Source organism: Kordiimonas sp. (assembly GCF_048264555.1).
In the GTDB taxonomy this organism is placed as follows: domain Bacteria; phylum Pseudomonadota; class Alphaproteobacteria; order Sphingomonadales; family Kordiimonadaceae; genus Kordiimonas.
Genome location: NZ_JBLXCX010000004.1, coordinates 348,788 through 367,087, shown reverse-complemented (window position 1 = coordinate 367,087; position 18,300 = coordinate 348,788). Strand labels below are relative to the sequence as shown.

Sequence of the window (18,300 nt, the reverse complement as noted above, 5' to 3'; positions counted from 1 at the left end):
CTATTTTGCGGGCAACAGCAGGATCACCGCAAGGCCACCAAGCTTTGCTTCTTCAAGTGATGCCTGCCCGCCGTATAGCTCGACAATATCCCGTGCGATGGCAAGCCCGAGGCCTGTGCCCGGCACATGTTCATCAAGCCGCTTGCCGCGTTCGAACAAAGTTTCGCGCTCATCCGCTGGCACACCAGGGCCATCATCCTCAACCCTGATTTCCATCATCGGGCGCCGCAGTTGCGAGGTTACCGGCACCGCGTGCAACGTCACCCGCGCGCGTGCCCACTTGCCTGCGTTGTCGACAATATTGCCAAGAAGCTCATCAAAGTCCTCTTTCTCACCATCAAATTTCAAGTCCTCCGGGCAGGAAACCTCAACGCTCAGCCCCTTGTCTCGGTTCAGGCGTTCAATGGCGCGGCCAAGCTTTTCAACCCGCTCCTTTATCGGCAGCCCAGGCCCCGTGCCCCCACCTGCAATGCGCGCGCGCTTCAGGTGATGGTCAATATGGTCGCGGATACTTTTGGTTTGCAGCGCAATGGCCTGCCCTTTTTTGCTGCTATCCCCTTCAACCTCGTTCAGGATCACACTGAGCGGGGTTTTAAGGGCATGGGCCAGGTTCCCCACATGGGTACGCGCACGGTCCACCAGCTTCTCGTTCTGGTCCACAAGCGCGTTAATTTCCTGCGCGAGGGGTTTCAGGTCTTCCGGCCAGTTCCCCTCGATACGGGCTTTGTGGCCACTGCGCACTTCCGTGAGTGCACGGCGGAGGTTTCTGAGCGGCCTGAGCCCGTAGGCAACCTGAATGACAAGCGCCAGTGACACGGTGAGCATGATCAGCGCCAGCGCACCCACCAAAAGCCAGTTGAACTGGGCGATGGCGTCCCGCACCTCGGCGGTGTCTGTGCCCACCTGATAGCGGAAAATACGGTCAGCTTCCGGCAGGATGATATCCCGCTCCGCCATGCGCAGCATCTGGCCGTCCGGCCCCTCCACTTCAGAGAGCTTGAGCGAGAACGCCCGCACACTCAAATCAGGCGTCAGCTCAAAATCCCATAAGCTGCGGGAGCGAAATGGTGGGTTATCCACCTCGGATATCTGCCAGTACCAGCCCGAATAGGGCGCAGCAAAACGTTGATCCAGCAGCGGCTGGCTGAACCTGAGCACCCCTTCAGGGGAGATTTCGCTGATCCCCACCATGGTGTCGATCTGCATCTCGAGTTTCTGGTCGATATCCGTGAGCACATAGGAGCGAAAAGCAAAAGAAAGCAGCATGCCGCCAATGGCAAGCGCGGCAGCCGACCACAAAAGCGCAGACAGCAAAAGCCGCCCGGTCAGAGACTTGAAAAAACGGCCAGAAGCCGTGATCACGCTTTACCCTCCTGCCACTCGAGGCGGTAACCTAGCCCGCGCACGGTACCGATAATTGGCACGTCCAGCTTCTTCCTGATCCGGTTTACAAACACCTCGATGGTGTTCGAATCACGGTCAAAATCCTGGTCATAAATATGCTCTGTAAGCTCGGTGCGGGAGATCACCTTGCCCTCATGGTGCATCAGGTAGGAAAGCAGCTTGAACTCCTGCGCTGTCAGCTTTATCGCCCTGCCGTCCACACTCACACGCCCGTTTCGGGTATCCAGAAGCACAGGGCCACAGCTTAGTTGCGGGCTTGATTGCCCGACTGAGCGACGAATAAGCGCCCGAAGCCGTGCCAGAAGCTCTTCCATCATGAAAGGCTTGGTCAGGTAATCATCCGCGCCAGCATCCAGGCCTTCAACCTTGTCGGTCCAACCGTCACGCGCGGTCAGGATAAGCACCGGCATTTCACGCCCGTCTGAGCGCCATTTCTTAAGCACACTGGCACCGTCCATGATCGGCAGGCCAAGATCCAGAATAACCGCATCATAGGGTTCTGTATCACCGAGGAAATGGCCATCCTCGCCATCTTCGGCGTGGTCAACAGAATAGCCCACATCCATCAGGCTTTGTTTCATCTGCGCGGCAAGCGCCGCATCATCTTCAACAATCAAAATACGCATAAATCTTTCCCCATCCAGGTCGGCCCCAATGGCAGGCCTTATCGTGTGCGCAAAATCTCACCAGTTTGTGCGTTAACTATGGCAACCATAACTCTGCCATCTTTCCGCCTGACCCTAAGATCGTATTGCCAACCCCGGTTGGTGCGGCGAAGTTGCTGGCCAACCACCACACCGTTCAGTTTTGATTCGGCAATGCGTTTGATTTTTGAATACGGCATGACGTCGCCGCGCTTGATCGCTTTCAGCACGTCATCCTGTTCATCTGCCGCGACTGCAGGCTGGCTGTCACCGATACCAATCGGGTGTGGCATCAGCGGCAGCGCTGTAATCAACAGTAAAATACAAATAAGTCGTTTCATGGGTTATACTCATACTGTGGCAGCAGTGAACGCATGATGAACCGTTCGTGGTCTAATTGGTAAGCCTTGATCCAAATCAAAGACCAAACCCGGCCAATGTCTCATTACCTTCTATAGGGCCGAAACCAGAAGGAGGCAAATTCGATGAAATCTATTCTGCTCCCCCTCACCTATTGTGTTGATGCTGAGAGCCTCAGCCGCGTCGCAGCAGACCTCACCAAACGTTTCCACGCGTCCCTTCACGGGCTTTTCATTCGGCCTGACCCTCGCATGGCCATCCCCTTCATGGGCGAAGGGTTGACCGCAGATATGATCCAGCAGCTATGCGACAGTGCTGAAAAAGAAGGCTTGGCGAATGCGGAGAAAGCGGAGAAAGACTTCCTCGCGCTTATGCAGGCCTCAAATATCAAGATCATCAAAAAAGGCGAACATAGCGACCATGCCCGTGCGCGCTGGTCTACCGTCACGGGTCAGATCACAGACCATGTTGGCAGGCGCGCCCGCACGGCAGACCTTGCCATCTGTGCGCAACCCAGCAGCGACATGCCGGACAGTGACGACATCTTCCATGACCTGATCTTCCGCTCGGGTCGTTCGGTTCTTATGGTACCTGCAGGCTATGACCGCGAGGTTGGCCGCCATGTGATGATCGCATGGAACGGCCGGGCCGAAGGTGCGCGCGCCGTGGCCGGTGCCATGCCCATGCTGATCGGGGCCGAAAAGGTCACCGTTGTGCAGATCGGGGACAAGGATGACGCCCGCCCCGGCCTTGAAGATGTCATCGATTATCTCGGTGAATATGGCATTGAGGCCCGCGCCCGGCAGGAGAATGTGGAAGATAACTCCATCGGCAACCAGTTGCTGTCGCTCGCATCCGACATGTCGGCGGACACGGTCGTGCTTGGCGCCTATTCCCACTCGCGCTGGCGGGAGCTGGTGCTTGGCGGCGTGACCCGGCATATCGTCGCAAAAAGCAAGCTGCCCATTTTCATGAGCCACTAGGCACCAGTGGTAGAGCGCCTAAAATCCTTTCGCGCTTGATCTTAAACCCCTCCTGCCAGTATGACAGGAGGGTGATCAGAAGCGGTCGGGAGCACAGCCTTGTCGGTTAAACCACGGATATTGCATGTTTTCCCGTCTTTCGAGGTTGGCGGCGCGCAGCGGCGTCTTGTCAGCCTGATCAACCGCAGGCAAGGCCGCTTCACCCATTCCGTTTTTGCCATGAATGGTTGTTACGATGCGCTGTCGCTCGTGCGGGATGTCAGCATCCCGAAAGATGATCTCCCTCGTTTCCCGGACAAAAGCGGTTTTGCCGCCATTCATGCCTGCGGCACCTTGCTGAAAGACTATGCGCCAGACCTGATGGTCACCTACAATTGGGGCAGCGTGGAGTGGGCGCTTTCAAATCTGCTGTCGAAAAAATGCCCATCCGTTCACATTCAGGATGGTTTTGGACCTGACGAGCAGACCCGTGAAAAGCTGCACCGGAAGCTTACCCGCATGCTAGCCTATCAGGGCTGTGACGGTGTTGTGGTGCCATCCCGCAAGCTGGAAACCATCGCGCGCGGCAGTTGGCACATTCGCTCATCAAAGCTGCATTATATCCCGAACGGTATTGATGTGGAGCGCTTCATCTGCCCACCCGATCAGGCGCTCATGAAAAAACTGGGGCTTGAGGCAGACCACCGCATTATCGGCACAGTCGCGGCCCTCCGGCCCGAGAAAAACGTCGGGCGGCTTATTGAAGCGTTTGCCCAGGTTTCTGAACTATACCCCAAAGCCCGCCTGGTGATTGTGGGGGACGGTATCGGCATGAAACCGCTCAAGATGCTGGCTGAGCGTATCGGCCTTTATGACAAGGTGATTTTCGCGGGCAACCTCGACGCGCCCGAGCATATCGTGCCTGCGTTTGAAATTTTTGCCCTGTCGTCTGATACGGAGCAGATGCCACTTTCGGTTATTGAGGCCATGTCCGTGGGCTTGCCGATTGTCTCCACCGATGTGGGAGATGTGGCAGACATGGTCAGCTCCCAAAACGCGCCTTATGTACAGGAGATCAGCGCCGGGGCGCTCGCGCGCAATATCTCGGCCCTCCTCAACCGGCCAGAGAGCGGCAAACGTATCGGGGCGTCTAATCAAGCCAAAGCCAAACGCGAGTTTTCGCTTGAAGGCATGATTGACGCTTATGACGCGCTGTTTATGGATATCCTCGCGAAAAACCGGAAGTAAGTGGTACCGGCCTAATAAGCCACATTCGGGAAACCGGGCAGCATTGCCTCAACAGCCTGCTGCACCCCACGGAGCACATCCGCTTGTAGGCAACGGTTCAGGTGCGCGTTTACCCGCGGCAAATGCTTGAGGTAGATATGCTTGTTGTCGCGCCTGCTTAGGCGAATAAAAAGCCCGGCGATCTTGGCGCTGCGCTGCGCCCCAAGGAGCATCATGTCTGCCATGAAAGCCGCACGGTCCACATGCGGCATGGCGCTGAAGTAACGTTCCAGCACCGCGTCTCGCACGTCTGGGCTTACGTCACAGCGCGCATCTTCAATAAGCGAGATCACGTCATAAGCCGGGGAGCCGATAAGCGCATCCTGATAGTCAAGCAGACCGCAATGACCCGCGTCAAAGGTTTCACCAAGGATCATCAGGTTATCCACATGATAGTCCCTGAGCACCAGCGTATCCCGGCATAGAGCCACGCCACCAAGCGCTTCCTCAAAGGCAACCATATAGCACGTGCGTTCTTCCGCGCTCACGCTTCTCCCGCGTACCGCAGGCACAAACCAGTCTACAAAGAGTGCGGCTTCCCGTAGAAGCGACGGCATATCATAGGGCGCCAACGCGATATCCCGCGCGCGCTCATGGCTGTGCAGTGTGATCAGCACGTCTGTCGCGATCATATAAAGCGTTCGCGCATCCTTGCCTGCTTCCAGAAGGCGCGTGAAGGTGTCATCACCGAAGTCCTCAATCAGGGCATAGCCAAGCGCGCGATCCTCCGCGTACACCTCGGGCACCCGAAGGCCAAGGCCCCTCAAGTGTGCGGTCATATCCAGGTAGGCGTTCAGGTTTTCGCGGGGTGGCGGGGCATCCATCAGCATGCGGTGCTCACCGTGCAGATGCAGGCGTTTATAGCTGCGGTAAGATGCATCCGGGATCAGCGGGGTCACCTCGGCGCCAGCCCAACCACACTGGCGCAAAAACCCAAGCTGATCGCGTGAGCGCATCGTCATACCATCAGCCATATCGTGCCATCCTCAACTCAAAGCAAATGCCGCTAAGGGCTTCATAGTACAGCTTGGCCTGCGTGCGCAAATGCGATTACGCCGGGTCGCGCTTCAGGCGCGCCATCAAAAGTGGCACGGCAAACAGCACACAGGCGGCCACATCTGTCCAGAAGATGTTTGTGAGTGCATCGGGTGCGCCAGAACCAAGGTAAAGCACAATAAAGCCAAGCATGCTCAGGTAACCAAGCACCATAGCGGGCGTGCGCAGCGTGGGGCGGAAAGCCGCCAGCAGGATAAAACCGCCCACAATACCAAACAGCATGGCGCGGTGCTGCATCAGGAGCGTAAGCGCGGCATCTTCCGCCACATCAACACCGTAAAGTGCCGAAAGCGTGCTTGGCCCCATCACCCCCATAACCGGCAGGAAGTTAATGAGCCCTACAAGCAGGAAGATGATTTTGGTCAACGGCTCAGCCATTTGGTCCTCCCTCCGGTTAAGCCTGAGAAGCTTACCCCTGAGGCAGAGGAAAGGCCAATCGCTTTTGCCTATTCCGCCGCGAGGGGCGCTGAACGGTGCCCCACCACCACCTCGTTACCGGGCATGGGCGTACGCGGCACATTGAACGACAGAATGAGCGAAATGCCCGCCATGATCGCACCCGCGACAAACACATAGGCCGGTGAGATGGGCCACAGGAATGCCCCAAACAGGAAGGGGATCACCACCGCGGCGATATGGTTGATGGAGAAGCTCACGCTTGACGTGGCCGCGATATCCCGCGCGTCCGCTATTTTTTGCAGATAGCTTTTCTGCGCTATCGCGAAGGAGAAAAACAGGTGGTCCAGCACATAAAGCACTGCCGCCACCTCAGGCGCCGCCACATAAGCATATCCGAGGAAAACCGCGATCAACCCGATATACTCGAAAATCAGCGCATTCCGTTCCCCAAAACGGGAAATCACACTCCCGAGCATCGGGGCCACAAAAGACGTGATCAGGTGATTGATCAGGTAAAGCGCCGCCACCTCTGACGCCGAATAGCCGAATTTTGACACCAGCAGGAAACCGGCAAACACCACAAATATCTGCCGCCGCGCGCCGCCCATGAAGGTGAGCGCGTAATAAAGCCAGTAGCGTTTGCGCAGGATGATTTTTTTGTGCTGCACTTCATGCCCGTCATGGCGCGGGAACGCAGCCCAGATATAAAGCGCGAGCGCGACGGTCACACCGCCACCAATGGCATAAAGCCATGCGAACTCAAGCCCCAACAGCTCAAGGCCGAGCCACACAAGGCCATATGCGGCGATGGATGCGACTGATTTCGCGGACATCTGCCAACCAAGCGCCTTGGGGGCAATTTCCTTCGGCAACCACTGCAGCGAGAGCGACATCTGGATCGTCTCAAAATAATGAAAGCCGATCGACATCACCACGGTGGTGAAATAAAGCCCATATTCGCTGGGGAAAAACCCTGTGAGCGCCACCCCAAGCCCGAGCAGAGAGAGCGACAGCACCGCAAAAACCTGCTCCCGCAAGATAAGAAGCACAAAAACGGCCGTGAACGCGAGAAAGCCGGGTATCTCCCGTAGGCTTTGCAATATGCCGATCTCGGTACCGCCAAAATTTGCATAGTCGTGCGTAAAGTTATTGAGAAGCGCCATCCAGATGGAAAAGCTGAACGGTGCGGCGGCTGCCATCAGCACAAGGCACACCTCAGGTGTGCGCCAGTTTTTCACGGGGGTAGTTGCTGATTGATCGGTATCGGGCAAGGCCGCCTCCTCATGACAGGGAAGCGACCTTACTCATTTTCTAAATTAATTTCTATATTTATTTCAAAGCGGCGCGGTACGCTAAAAGATCAGCCGAAGTTTGGCTCCCGTTTTTGCATGAAGGCCATGATGGCTTCCATCAGCTCGGGTGAGGTCAGCCGCTCACCAAAAAGCTTGCCTTCTTCTGCCATGCGGGCAGCCACCACCTCACGGTCCCCGCGCATCAGCTTTTTGGTAAGCTGGAGGGATTGCGGCGCTTTTTTCGCGAGCGCGAGCGCGGCCTTGCCTGCGGCCGCCGCCAGTTCATCCGCTTTAAATACCTGAGAGACCAGCCCCATGGTGTAAGCTTCATCCGCGCTCACACGTTTACCCAGCATGAAAATCTCCGCCGCTTTTGCGTGCCCCACAAGGCGCGGCAGCAAAAGGGATGACGCAGCTTCCGGCACCAGCGCCAGATCCACAAACGGGGCCTGCAACACAGCATTCTCGCTTGCGTACACAATATCAGCATGCAGCAGCATCGTGAGCCCGATGCCCACACCAATGCCGTTCACTGCCATCACCAGCGGCTTTTTCGCGTTCAGCAAACAGCCAAGAAACTGCGTCACTGGTGCGTCAGCCCCAAGGGGCGGTGTGTCGCGAAAGTCCGCCAGGTCATTGCCAGAGGTGAACACATCCCCCGCCCCTGTGAACAGAATGGCGCGCACACCATCGTCTTCATCCGCCGCACGCATGGCGTCCACCATCTTGGCGTACATGGCGTGCGTGAGCGCGTTTTTCTTCTCCGGCCGGTTGAAGGTGATGTGGAGAACACGGTCCCGAATTTCGGTAAGGATATGGTCGGTCATGGCTGTTGTCCTTCGTCGTCAAGGTCGTGGCTGCCGAAGTTTTCGGCCCGCTCGATAATGGTTTCCAGAAAATTGGTGATGGTGTCGCGTTTGCCGTCATCAAGCCCGTCAAGCAGATAGTCGTTGCTGGCTTTGATGATGGCTTTGGATTTTTCCGCAATGTCGCGGCCATAAGGCTTGAGGTATAGTTCATACGCCCGCCCGTCAGATGTGCTTGGCCTGCGCTCCACAAGGTCTTTTTGCTCCATCCGGTCCACAAGGCCGGAGGTTGCCGCATTTTTGAGCCCAAGCGCCGCAGCCACCGCCCCCATCATCGCACCTTCATGTTTGTAAAGGTAAAGCAGCACGGCATTCTGGCCCGCGGTAATGCCAAACCGGTCCATCAGAACACGGTCCGCAGCCCGGAAAATTGCCCGGTGGCTCAGGTGCAGCAGATGGAAAATACGAGGGTCCGCCATTGCTTTCATCCATATATTTCGCATGTGAACTATTTAGTTCGTATCCGAAATATATCGCGATAGCAAGCCTTGTCCGCTGCATACTGTTGCGATAGCCACCATGGCACCCTATATAAGCGGGAAGACAAGGAGGAAACTACCAATGAACAAAACCGCTTAATCATCCCTGCCCCCAGCATGGCTGGCGAAAGGGTCTGTGTTTTTTCCCTTTTTCGGATATAGGTTTTGTTATGCAAACATCCTCAAAAAACGGTGCGCTAGCACCCGATGCAAACACACGTTTCCCGCTTGCGGCCACAAACCGTGTTGTATTCCTCAAAACAGTAGTGACCGGCCCCAACATACAGGTGGGCGACTATAGCTATTATGACGACCCGGATGAGCCGGAACGTTTTCAGGAACGCAATGTTCTCTACCACTATGAAGCCAATGGGGACCGGCTTGAGATTGGCCGTTTTTGCGCCTTCGCAACCGGCACCACCTTCATCATGAATGGTGCGAACCACAGGATGGACGGTCCCTCCACCTTCCCCTTCCCGATTTTTGGTGAAAGCTGGGGCGAGCATATAGGCCTGCTTATGGGTTTGCCCACGCGCGGCGACACCATCGTCGGCCATGATGTCTGGATCGGCTACAAGGCAATGATCATGCCGGGGGTGAAAATCGGCTCAGGCGCAATCATCGCTGCGGGGTCGGTTGTCACAGACGATGTGCCACCTTACGCCATTGTGGGCGGCAATCCGGCACGGGTTATCAAAATGCGCTTTGATGAAACCACCATAGACCGCCTGCTGGCGCTTGAGTGGTGGTTTTGGCCTGTTGAGGACATCACTGCCAATATTCCCGCCCTGATGGCCGGTAAAGTTGATGACCTGACGCCGCAATAACGACATACTGTTGCATGATAGATATCCGGCGCGCGGTTTTCTGCCGGGCGCCACCACCAACCACCGTGAAACACCCCTTGAAGGAGCCCCCTGCCCCGATGGACGCGCTGATTTTCATCCTCACCGGCATTGCCGTGTTCAGCATCCTCATTGTGCCGCTTTCCTCAAAGCTGCAAGCGCCCATCCTTCTTCTCTTCCTTGGGTTTGGCATGCTGCTGGGGGAGGACGGCCCGGGCGGGATCGAGTTTGATAATTTCAGCTTCGCCTACACGCTCGGCTCCCTGTGCCTTGCCATGATCCTGCTCTCGGGTGGGCTTGATACCAAGCTCAAGAATTTTAAGAAAGCGGGCATACCCTCCGGCATTCTGGCAACCCTTGGTGTGCTGCTCACCGCCGTGGGGGTGGGGGTGGCCTATCATTTCATTTTTGGTCGCCCGCTCGCGGAAGGCATGCTTCTTGGCGCTGTTGTCGGCTCAACAGACGCCGCGGCCACCTTCATGCTGCTGAATCACAGCAAGGTAGCGCCACGCGCCAAAATCAAGGACACGCTCTTCATCGAATCCGGCCTCAATGACCCGATCGCCATTTTCATGACGCTCACCTTTGTTGCCATCGTTGATACAGGCGCGGACTTCACGCTCGGGTCCATCATCAGCGCAACACCAAGCTTCATTCAGCAAATGGGCCTTGGCCTGATTGGCGGCGTGGCAGGCGGGGCGATTGTCTCTTTCATTGTCAGCAAGGTCACCTTGCCCACGGGGCTTAACCCGCCTTTTTTCCTGATGGCGGGCATGTGTACCTATTCAGGCGTGGCGCTCGCTGGCGGGTCCGGCTTCCTTGCGGTGTATCTGTTTGGGGTAACGGTCGCGAACACCGGCAAACACGGTAAGGAAAGGCTGGCCCACTTTCATGAAGGCTTGGCGTGGCTCGCACAAATCGCCATGTTTGTCATGCTGGGGGTGCTCGTTACCCCAAGCGCCCTGCCCGAGATGGTGACGGAAGGTTTGATCCTCGCGGCAATCCTAATTTTTATCGCGCGGCCTGTGGCGGTGCTGTTGTGCCTTGCACCGTTCAAGTTTTCGCTGAACGAAAAACTTTACATCGGCTGGGTGGGCTTGAGGGGCGCGGTGCCCATCTTCCTCGCCATCATCCCGGTTATCAGCCCAGGGCCCATGACCCCCAACTTCTTCAACCTCGTGTTTATAATGGTGGGCGCATCGCTTTTCATTCAGGGCTGGACAGTATCCCCCGCCGGGCGGCTGTTCCGCGTGGCAGCACCTGACGAGGGAGCTAAGCCTGAAGCGCAAAAACCGGCAACCTAGAAAACAGGTTTAGCCGAGCAGCTTGAGGTTTGTTGCCACCGTGCGACCCTTGGGGCCTTCTTCCACTTCAAAGGTGACCTTCTCATCCTCATGCAGCACCGCGATGTTTGCAGCCTTGAGCGCTGAGATATGAACAAAAACATCATCCGCACCCTCATCCGGCGCGATGAAACCATAACCCTTGCTCATGTTGAACCATTTCACAGTACCGGTTGCCACTTTGTCCCTCTTATGTCGCTCAAGATGCTCGCCTATTCACACACTGAAGGGCGGGAAAGGTCAAGCCCCCTGTCTGAACTGGTCACCAGCCAAGCGGGCTTCAGTAACTTTTTAAGGGAAAAATTGCCCGCTCTGATGTAGGCTCATCACTCTTGAGGTGGGCTCAATATGAGGGGGATTTCAGATGCCACAATTCGATCGGGCGCTTGTGCTTTCAGGCGGCAATGTGAAAGGCGCGTATCAGGCGGGGGCGGTTAAAGCGCTCCTCAATCACACATTTCCAGACGGTAGCCGGTTTGAACCAAACGCCATTTACGGTGTTTCCGTCGGCTCCATGAACGGTGGTTTTTTGGCGGACCGCGCAGGCGCTGCGGTGCGGGCGGGCAACGCCCCCAACTGGGCGGAGATCGGCAATGAGCTGGAAGCCTTCTGGCGCGACAATATCACGAGCTTTGCTTCCATCGGCAAAAAGCGCGGCACGCTTGAGCTCGTGGGCGATGTGCTGTTTGGCAATTTTGACGGTCTGACCACCATGAACGGTGCGGCAGACCTGGCCCGCGCCAATATCAAACCGGAAAACCTGCGCGCCAGCACCGCCTATTATGCCTGCGGTGTCACCAATATGGCGACGGGCGACTATTTTGATGCGGATGTTGATACCTTTGGTGACAATATCCTTGATTATGTGATTGCCTCTACCCGCGAGCCGGTGGCCATGCCGCTGATGTGGGTGAACGATATGCCACTGGCGGACGGTGGTATCCGCAACATTGCGCCGCTTAAGCCAGCGATCAAACGCGGTGCGCGCAAAATGGCCGTGATTGCCATGAAACCAGACCAGATGACGCCTGATTATGCGCGGCAAAACTTCCGGAACATCCTCAAGCTTCTCAAGCGCACCATTGGCACGCTAACGAGCGAAATCATGAACAATGACCTCGATGAAGTAAAAAAAGTGAACAGGGCCTGCCGGGCGCCGGGGGATCAGCTCCTCGCCCACGGTAAACATGTCATCGAGTTTATCGAGATACGCCCGGAGGAGCGCCTGCCGATTGATGTGACCGATTTTACCGCGAACGATATCCAGAACCTGATCACCATGGGGGAGAATGAAGCCCGCACGGCGCTGGAAGCCGGGTGGCAAACCGGCGCGGACTAACGTCGCCGCAGCACCGATCATGTGATGGGCACGGTGTGGCGAAACACGCCACACTTACGCCGCAGAAATGCGCACACTTACGCCACACATACGCCGCACTTTCGCGCACACTTTTCAGCAAAGTGTGGCGCTTTTTGCCACAGTTTCCTTTTGCTGGACGCACGCAGAAAATTCAATATAGTGAACATGCGTATAACACCAGCCAACCGCCAAGGACAGACCATGGCCCGCAACTCACCGCCCGACGTTGGGCAAAAAATCAAGGCCCTGCGCGCGGAACGCAAGCTCACGCTGGATGGGCTTGCCAAAAAGTCAGGCGTGTCCAAATCCATGCTGTCCCAGATCGAGCGCGGGCTGACGAACCCAACACTCGCAACGCTCTGGAGCCTGACCCAATCCCTGGGCATTGATATTGCGAGTCTCTTGGGGGGCGCAACCGAAGAAACGGAAGAAGCGCCCGCGTTTGACGTGGTGAAATCCTACCAAACACCAGAGATACAAAGCGCTGACGGCAAATGCGTGCTCAGGATTTTAGGGCCTATTGACCTTGTATCCCACACGGAATGGTATGATATGCGCCTGGAGGTTGGCGGCAAGCTGGCGTCAGACGGTCACGGCGAAGGCACCGTTGAGCATCTCACGGTCCTTGAAGGCGCGCTGTGGGTTGAAAATGGCGGCGAAGAAAAAGCAACAGAGACAGGGGATACCGCGCGTTATGCGGCGGATATCCCTCATGTTATCGAAAACCGTGGCAACACGGCCGCGCGGGCGTTGATGATGGTGATCACGCCTTAAAAAATACAATATCGCGCACAAAAACGCACTTGAACAATATATTGAACAGTGTATTTAGTATATCGAATTCAGGGCATTCTATGATGCCCGAAAGCATGAAGGACAGACTATGAGCAACCGCTATAAAAGCTATCTTCGCGACCAGTTGGCAGAGGTGAAGGAAGCAGGCCTTTATAAAAGCGAACGGGTGATCACCACCCCGCAGTCAGCGGCGGTGCACGTGTCTGGCGCAGGAGATACGGACTATATTAACTTCTGTGCAAACAACTACTTAGGTCTTTCAAACGATCACATTCTGGTGGAAACGGCTAAGGCTGCGCTTGACCGCCACGGCTACGGCATGTCTTCCGTGCGCTTCATTTGCGGCACACAGGATGTGCACAAGGAGCTTGAGGCCAAGCTCGCGAAGTTCCTCAAAACCGAGGATGTTATCCTGTACCCAAGCTGCTTTGATGCCAACGCCGGGCTTTTTGAAACCCTTCTGGGGCCAGAAGATGCCATCATCTCTGACGCGCTCAATCACGCCAGCATCATCGACGGTGTAAGACTTTGTAAAGCAAGGCGTTTTCGCTACGCCAACAATGATATGGCAGAGCTTGAGAAATGCCTCAAAGACGCGCAGGACGCCCGTTTCCGCCTGATCGCGACCGATGGTGTGTTCTCGATGGACGGTATCCTCGCGAACCTGCCTGCCATTTGTGATTTGGCTGAAAAATACGATGCCATGGTGATGGTAGATGACAGCCATGCTGTTGGTTTCATTGGGGAAAATGGCGCGGGCACGCCGGAGCATTTTGGCGTGCAGGACCGTGTGCATATCGTTACCGGCACCCTTGGCAAAGCGCTTGGCGGTGCATCAGGCGGGTACACGGCCGCAAGCGCAGAGGTGGTTGACTGGCTGCGCCAACGCTCGCGCCCTTATCTTTTCTCCAACACGCTCGCGCCTGTAATTGCTGCAACCTCCATCAAGGTTCTTGAACTGCTCGAAGGAGGTTCGGAACTGCGTGACAGGGTGCATGCCAATGCGGCACGCTTCCGAGAAGGCATGGAAAAACAAGGCTTTACGCTTGCGGGCGCCGGGCATCCCATCATCCCGGTAATGCTGGGTGATGCGGCACTGGCCGCCAAAATGGCTGAGGAACTCTTGAAGGAAGGCATCTTCGTGATCGGCTTCTCCTTCCCCGTAGTACCCAAAGGCCAGGCACGTATCCGCACCCAAATGTCTGCAGCTCATACTTCGGAACAAATTGACCGCGCGGTTGAGGCCTTTGGCCGCATCGGGCGGGAACTTGGCGTTATTTCCTAAGGAAATCCTCCCTTTTCAGGACAAAGCTCATGAAAGCACTTGTAAAAGCAAAAGCAGAAACCGGTATCTGGATGGAAGACGTCCCCATGCCGGAGGTTGGCCACAACGACGTGCTCGTTCGGGTCAAAAAAACCGCCATCTGCGGGACAGACGTGCACATCTATAACTGGGACAAATGGGCGCAAGACACCATCCCGGTTCCCATGCATGTTGGCCATGAGTTTGCAGGTGAAATCGTGGAATTAGGCAGCGAGGTCAAGGGCTTGACCATTGGCCAACGCGTGTCTGCCGAAGGGCATATCACCTGTGGGCACTGCCGTAATTGCCGCGCGGGCCAACGCCATCTTTGCCGCAACACCGAAGGCATTGGCGTGAACCGCCCCGGCGCTTTCGCTGAATATATTTCGGTCCCCGCAGTTAATATTTGCCCGCTGCCGGACGCGGTTTCGGACGACCTTGGCGCGATCCTCGACCCGCTCGGCAATGCCGCACACACCGCGCTCAGCTTCGATCTTGTTGGCGAAGATGTACTGATCACCGGCGCAGGCCCCATCGGCATCATGGCGGTTGCCATTGCCCGCCGGGTGGGCGCACGCAACATCGTGATAACGGACGTAAACGACTTCCGCCTTGACCTCGCGCTTAAAATGGGCGCCACCCGCGCGGTGAACGTCACCAAGGAAAGCCTGCGTGATACGATGGCAGACCTTCATATGCATGAGGGTTTTGATGTGGGGCTTGAGATGTCTGGTGTGCCGCAAGCGTTTGGCAACATGCTCGAGACCATCAACCATGGCGGCAAGGTTGCCCTTCTCGGTATCCTGCCTGAAGGCACCGGCATTAACTGGAACCATGTGATTTTCAAAGGGCTGCAAGTACACGGTATCTATGGCCGCCGCATGTTTGAAACCTGGTATAAAATGATTGCCATGTTAGAGAGCGGGCTTGATCTCAGCCCGATCATGACCCACAGCTTCAAAGCCGATGATTTCCAGAAAGGCTTTGATATCATGCGCTCGGGCCAGTCCGGCAAAGTAATCCTTGACTGGGCGGCATAAGCGCGACGTGAAGGGCTAACCGCCCTGCAGCACCTGCCTGATCTCGGTATACACCAGCTTACGGAACCACCGGTGCGCCTCATGATGATGGTGCACCGGATGCCAGGCCATGCGGTACGTCGCGGGCTCCAGCTCAAAAGGCAGGGTTTTAGTCACAAGGCCAAACTGTTTCGCGAGCGGGACCGCAAGGCGGGAGGTTTGGGTCATCAAGAGGTCTGTGCCCGGCAGCATGGCAAGTCCCGCCGCCGCATTGGGCACGAATAGCGACCTCACCCGTGTTTTGCCGAGCCCCGCGAGCATATCATCCACCGGGGTATGCGGGCCGCCGCCCATAGTCACCTGAACATGGCGATAGGCGACATAAGCCTCGAGGGTAAGCTCTGCCCTGGCAAGGGGATGATCCCCCGCCATAACGCATATAAAATGGTCCGCGCCCAAAGTTTTGGTCATATAACTTTCAGGCACACTGATCACATCAGGCACGATCGCGAGGTCTGATTCCGGAGCCCGGTCCTGCCGCAGGCTGAAAGCATCCAGTTCCGCAACCTTCAGGCTCGCGTTTGGCGCCACCTCGCAAAACCGTTTCACCACTGTCGGCAGATAGGTCTGCATCCCATAGGGGGTGGCACGGAGGTGAAACTGCCTGTCTGTCCGTGCAGGATCAAAATCGGTTGCTTCCAGTATCTGCTGGGTCTGCTCAAGAATGTTATTCAGGCGAGGCAACAGCTCTTGCGCACGCTCAGTCAACACAAGGCCACCCTGCCCGCGCACCAATAAGGGGTCAGCGAACATATCGCGCAGCTTCCCGAGCATGCGGCTCATGGCGGGTTGGCTCAGCCCCAGCTTGTCCGCCGCGCGGCTAACGTGGCATTCGCTCAGGAGGGCGTCGAGCGACACCAGCAGGTTCAGGTCAAGGTTTCTGAGGTTGTGCGCCATATATTACTCATGTGCATAATTACTATATAAATTATATCATTTATGAATATGACTTTTCAAGGCACAAGGAGGGGACAGCAAAACAAGGATCAGCCTCATGTCCCAGACACCACAAAACAGCTTTCTTATTGGCCTTTTCATGGTCAGCACGACGGTTATTTTCTGGGGCATCCTGCCTATCGCGCTGATCTTCGCCCTCACCCTGCAAGACGGGGTAACCATCACCTGGTTTCGCTTTCTTGTTGCGGCAATCGTCTGTGCTGGCATTCAGGGCGCGCGCGGCAAACTGCGGGAGTTCCATTCCCTCAATAAACGGGAATGGGGGGCACTCAGCTTGGCCGCCATCTTCCTCATTGGCGATTATGTGCTTTATATATATGGGCTTACCTTCATTGACGCATCCGCCATGCAGGTTTTCTCGCAAACCATGCCGCTTTTCATGGCGCTGGCTGGTGTTATTTTCTTCGCGGAGAAGCTGACCAAACTTCAGGGCCTGTGTTTTGTTGGCCTCTTTACTGGGCTGGTGCTTTTTTTCAATGCCTCTATCTCTGAGTTTGAGCTTGGTGAGACAAAGTTCCTGATCGGCGCGGCCATTGCGGTTTTCGCGACCTTTATCTGGACCATCTATGCAGTACTGCAAAAGAAACTGGCGGGGCGGTTATCTTCCGCCAATACGCTTCTGTTCATCTATGTTGTTGCAATCTTTTGCCTGTTGCCCGCGGCGGACCTCACAAGTTTCACGGGCTTGAATTCCGCAAACTGGGCCATCCTCGCCTTTTGCGCGGCCAATACGCTCATCGCCTACACAGCCTTTTCGGAAAGCCTCAAGTATTGGCCCACCACACATATCGGTTCCGTTGTCGCTGCTACGCCGCTAATGACCATCTTTGCCGCCTATATCGGTCATCAGATGTGGCCTGACACCATCCTCTTCACCTCGGTCAACACCCTTGGCTGGTTTGGCGTGGCTTTAACCCTTGTCTCCATGATTGTGTTCAACCTGAGACCAAACAAGAAACCAGCTTGATTTCAGGAAAGGTTAGCTGTCAGGCGCCATAAGGTCTGGCCGCTTTCTTTATACTTCGCTTCAAAAGGCGTGATGGGAACGCGGGCATCATACGCATTGAGCACACCTGTATGGCCAGCCAGTACAAGAGCCTGCCTGAACTCCTCAAGATACAGTCGCCAGTTTGAGCGCAGCTCCAGCAGCCCGCCAAGTTTCAGCATATAGGGAAACACTGGTGCCCCGTGCCAGCGCCGTTTCAGATGCTCAGCCTTCGGCCATGGGTTCGGATAGAGCACAAAGTGATGGCTGGGCTGCCAGCGTGCCTCGGCGGCCAAACGGTAAAAATCATTCAGGTCCGCGCGCACAAGGATAAGATTCTCGGGTGGTTTTTCATCCCGTTCCCGGCTCAACCTGCTCGCGGATTTATCGACCCCCACCACCCAGTGATCTGGGAACTGCCGTGCCAGCGCGCGGCTACTATCCCCCACACCACAGCAAGCATCCAACACGATAGGCTTGTTCACCTTTGCAATCTGGCTTGAGACCACATCAAAAGCGAAACGTGTGTGATCGTTAATGGGTTTCAGAAAACTGCTTTCCAGGTGCCTCAACACCGTTTTTTCCAGATTTTCATGCACCCCGGTTTGGTTGCTAAAAATTTTTTTTGAGTTCGCTTTCATGCAAATCCGTTCATTCAAACACGGGCACAGACAAGAAAAACACGCATATAGTGTATTTAATCCCCCTTACAGGGCCTTTGCGCCACGACACTAACCCCTTGATCTACATATATAAATAAAATTCAAAATATGCATAAAATTCAAATGTAAATTTAACAACTTTGAAGACAAACTAAAAACAAACACCGAAAATTATAATATTACTTTAGTAAAAAATGGACTTTAATTTGCTATTAAGGGGTC

Annotated in this window: 20 protein-coding genes; 9 read left to right on the top strand and 11 right to left on the bottom strand. The window is 55.7% G+C overall.

Annotated features, from left to right (window positions below):
- Genes ACN0XZ_RS13695 through ACN0XZ_RS13685 form a run of 3 tightly spaced genes read right to left on the bottom strand, consistent with a single transcriptional unit; the run spans position 1 to position 2,389 of the window.
- The gene (locus ACN0XZ_RS13695; RefSeq protein WP_417458339.1) at positions 1-1,362 is read right to left on the bottom strand and encodes an ATP-binding protein; all 1,362 of its coding nucleotides are present in this window, start codon (positions 1,360-1,362) and stop codon (positions 1-3) included.
- Complete coding sequence (locus ACN0XZ_RS13690; RefSeq protein ID WP_417458338.1) at positions 1,359-2,030, bottom strand: response regulator transcription factor; 672 nt, start codon at positions 2,028-2,030, stop codon at positions 1,359-1,361. Before ACN0XZ_RS13690 ends, ACN0XZ_RS13695 begins: the two co-directional genes overlap by 4 nt.
- A gap of 38 nt (positions 2,031-2,068) precedes the next feature.
- Positions 2,069-2,389: a PepSY domain-containing protein gene (locus ACN0XZ_RS13685; RefSeq protein ID WP_417458337.1), complete on the bottom strand. Its 321-nt coding sequence runs from the start codon at positions 2,387-2,389 to the stop codon at positions 2,069-2,071.
- Between the two features lie 144 nt (positions 2,390-2,533).
- Here ACN0XZ_RS13685 and ACN0XZ_RS13680 point away from each other — a divergent pair, with 144 nt between their 5' ends.
- Both ACN0XZ_RS13680 and ACN0XZ_RS13675 read left to right on the top strand, forming a co-directional pair.
- Positions 2,534-3,391: a universal stress protein gene (locus ACN0XZ_RS13680; RefSeq protein ID WP_417458336.1), complete on the top strand. Its 858-nt coding sequence runs from the start codon at positions 2,534-2,536 to the stop codon at positions 3,389-3,391.
- 99 nt (positions 3,392-3,490) lie between these two features.
- Positions 3,491-4,618, top strand: coding sequence for a glycosyltransferase (locus ACN0XZ_RS13675; protein ID WP_417458335.1), 1,128 nt, complete (start codon positions 3,491-3,493; stop codon positions 4,616-4,618).
- A gap of 11 nt (positions 4,619-4,629) precedes the next feature.
- On the opposite strand, the gene ACN0XZ_RS13670 is transcribed toward ACN0XZ_RS13675, so the two are convergent.
- The 5 genes from ACN0XZ_RS13670 to ACN0XZ_RS13650 form a co-directional block, all read right to left on the bottom strand.
- Entirely contained in the window at positions 4,630-5,631 is a 1,002-nt protein-coding gene (locus tag ACN0XZ_RS13670) for an aminoglycoside phosphotransferase family protein (RefSeq protein WP_417458334.1), read from the bottom strand.
- Positions 5,632-5,707: 76 nt separating this feature from the next.
- Positions 5,708-6,091: a phosphopantetheine adenylyltransferase gene (locus ACN0XZ_RS13665; protein ID WP_417458333.1), complete on the bottom strand. Its 384-nt coding sequence runs from the start codon at positions 6,089-6,091 to the stop codon at positions 5,708-5,710.
- Between the two features lie 68 nt (positions 6,092-6,159).
- Positions 6,160-7,311, bottom strand: coding sequence for an MFS transporter (locus ACN0XZ_RS13660; protein ID WP_417458388.1), 1,152 nt, complete (start codon positions 7,309-7,311; stop codon positions 6,160-6,162).
- Positions 7,312-7,472: 161 nt separating this feature from the next.
- The gene (locus tag ACN0XZ_RS13655) at positions 7,473-8,231 is read right to left on the bottom strand and encodes an enoyl-CoA hydratase (protein ID WP_417458332.1); all 759 of its coding nucleotides are present in this window, start codon (positions 8,229-8,231) and stop codon (positions 7,473-7,475) included.
- Positions 8,228-8,689 carry a MarR family winged helix-turn-helix transcriptional regulator gene (locus ACN0XZ_RS13650; RefSeq protein ID WP_417458331.1) on the bottom strand — a complete coding sequence of 154 codons (462 nt, stop codon included), beginning with the start codon at positions 8,687-8,689 and terminating at the stop codon, positions 8,228-8,230. The genes ACN0XZ_RS13655 and ACN0XZ_RS13650 overlap by 4 nt, the downstream gene beginning before the upstream one ends.
- Before the next feature lie 230 nt (positions 8,690-8,919).
- Here ACN0XZ_RS13650 and ACN0XZ_RS13645 point away from each other — a divergent pair, with 230 nt between their 5' ends.
- Together ACN0XZ_RS13645 and ACN0XZ_RS13640 are read left to right on the top strand one after the other, a co-directional pair.
- Positions 8,920-9,576, top strand: coding sequence for a CatB-related O-acetyltransferase (locus ACN0XZ_RS13645; protein ID WP_417458330.1), 657 nt, complete (start codon positions 8,920-8,922; stop codon positions 9,574-9,576).
- A 98-nt stretch (positions 9,577-9,674) separates the two neighbouring features.
- Positions 9,675-10,898 (top strand): potassium/proton antiporter, encoded by a 1,224-nt coding sequence (locus tag ACN0XZ_RS13640; RefSeq protein WP_417458329.1) that lies wholly within the window; start codon positions 9,675-9,677, stop codon positions 10,896-10,898.
- Positions 10,899-10,907: 9 nt separating this feature from the next.
- On the opposite strand, the gene ACN0XZ_RS13635 is transcribed toward ACN0XZ_RS13640, so the two are convergent.
- Entirely contained in the window at positions 10,908-11,117 is a 210-nt protein-coding gene (locus ACN0XZ_RS13635; protein ID WP_417458328.1) for a cold-shock protein, read from the bottom strand.
- 184 nt (positions 11,118-11,301) lie between these two features.
- Between ACN0XZ_RS13635 and ACN0XZ_RS13630 the strand changes: the two genes are divergently transcribed.
- The 4 genes from ACN0XZ_RS13630 to tdh all read left to right on the top strand — a co-directional run bounded on the left by ACN0XZ_RS13630 (position 11,302) and on the right by tdh (position 15,435).
- Positions 11,302-12,276, top strand: a complete 975-nt coding sequence (locus tag ACN0XZ_RS13630) for a patatin-like phospholipase family protein (RefSeq protein ID WP_417458327.1) — start codon at positions 11,302-11,304, stop codon at positions 12,274-12,276.
- A 222-nt stretch (positions 12,277-12,498) separates the two neighbouring features.
- On the top strand, positions 12,499-13,071 hold the full coding sequence (locus ACN0XZ_RS13625; protein ID WP_417458326.1) for a helix-turn-helix domain-containing protein: 573 nt from the start codon (positions 12,499-12,501) through the stop codon (positions 13,069-13,071).
- 109 nt (positions 13,072-13,180) lie between these two features.
- Positions 13,181-14,377: a glycine C-acetyltransferase gene (locus ACN0XZ_RS13620; RefSeq protein WP_417458325.1), complete on the top strand. Its 1,197-nt coding sequence runs from the start codon at positions 13,181-13,183 to the stop codon at positions 14,375-14,377.
- Between the two features lie 29 nt (positions 14,378-14,406).
- Positions 14,407-15,435 carry an L-threonine 3-dehydrogenase gene (gene tdh, locus ACN0XZ_RS13615; protein WP_417458324.1) on the top strand — a complete coding sequence of 343 codons (1,029 nt, stop codon included), beginning with the start codon at positions 14,407-14,409 and terminating at the stop codon, positions 15,433-15,435.
- Between the two features lie 15 nt (positions 15,436-15,450).
- Here the strand turns inward: tdh and ACN0XZ_RS13610 are convergent, their stop codons facing one another.
- Positions 15,451-16,371: a LysR family transcriptional regulator gene (locus ACN0XZ_RS13610; protein ID WP_417458323.1), complete on the bottom strand. Its 921-nt coding sequence runs from the start codon at positions 16,369-16,371 to the stop codon at positions 15,451-15,453.
- Positions 16,372-16,468: 97 nt separating this feature from the next.
- Between ACN0XZ_RS13610 and ACN0XZ_RS13605 the strand changes: the two genes are divergently transcribed.
- Positions 16,469-17,398, top strand: a complete 930-nt coding sequence (locus ACN0XZ_RS13605) for a DMT family transporter (RefSeq protein ID WP_417458322.1) — start codon at positions 16,469-16,471, stop codon at positions 17,396-17,398.
- Positions 17,399-17,400: 2 nt separating this feature from the next.
- Here ACN0XZ_RS13605 and trmB read toward each other — a convergent pair whose 3' ends face one another.
- Positions 17,401-18,057 carry a tRNA (guanine(46)-N(7))-methyltransferase TrmB gene (gene trmB / locus ACN0XZ_RS13600; protein WP_417458321.1) on the bottom strand — a complete coding sequence of 219 codons (657 nt, stop codon included), beginning with the start codon at positions 18,055-18,057 and terminating at the stop codon, positions 17,401-17,403.
- Positions 18,058-18,300: the final 243 nt, after the last annotated feature.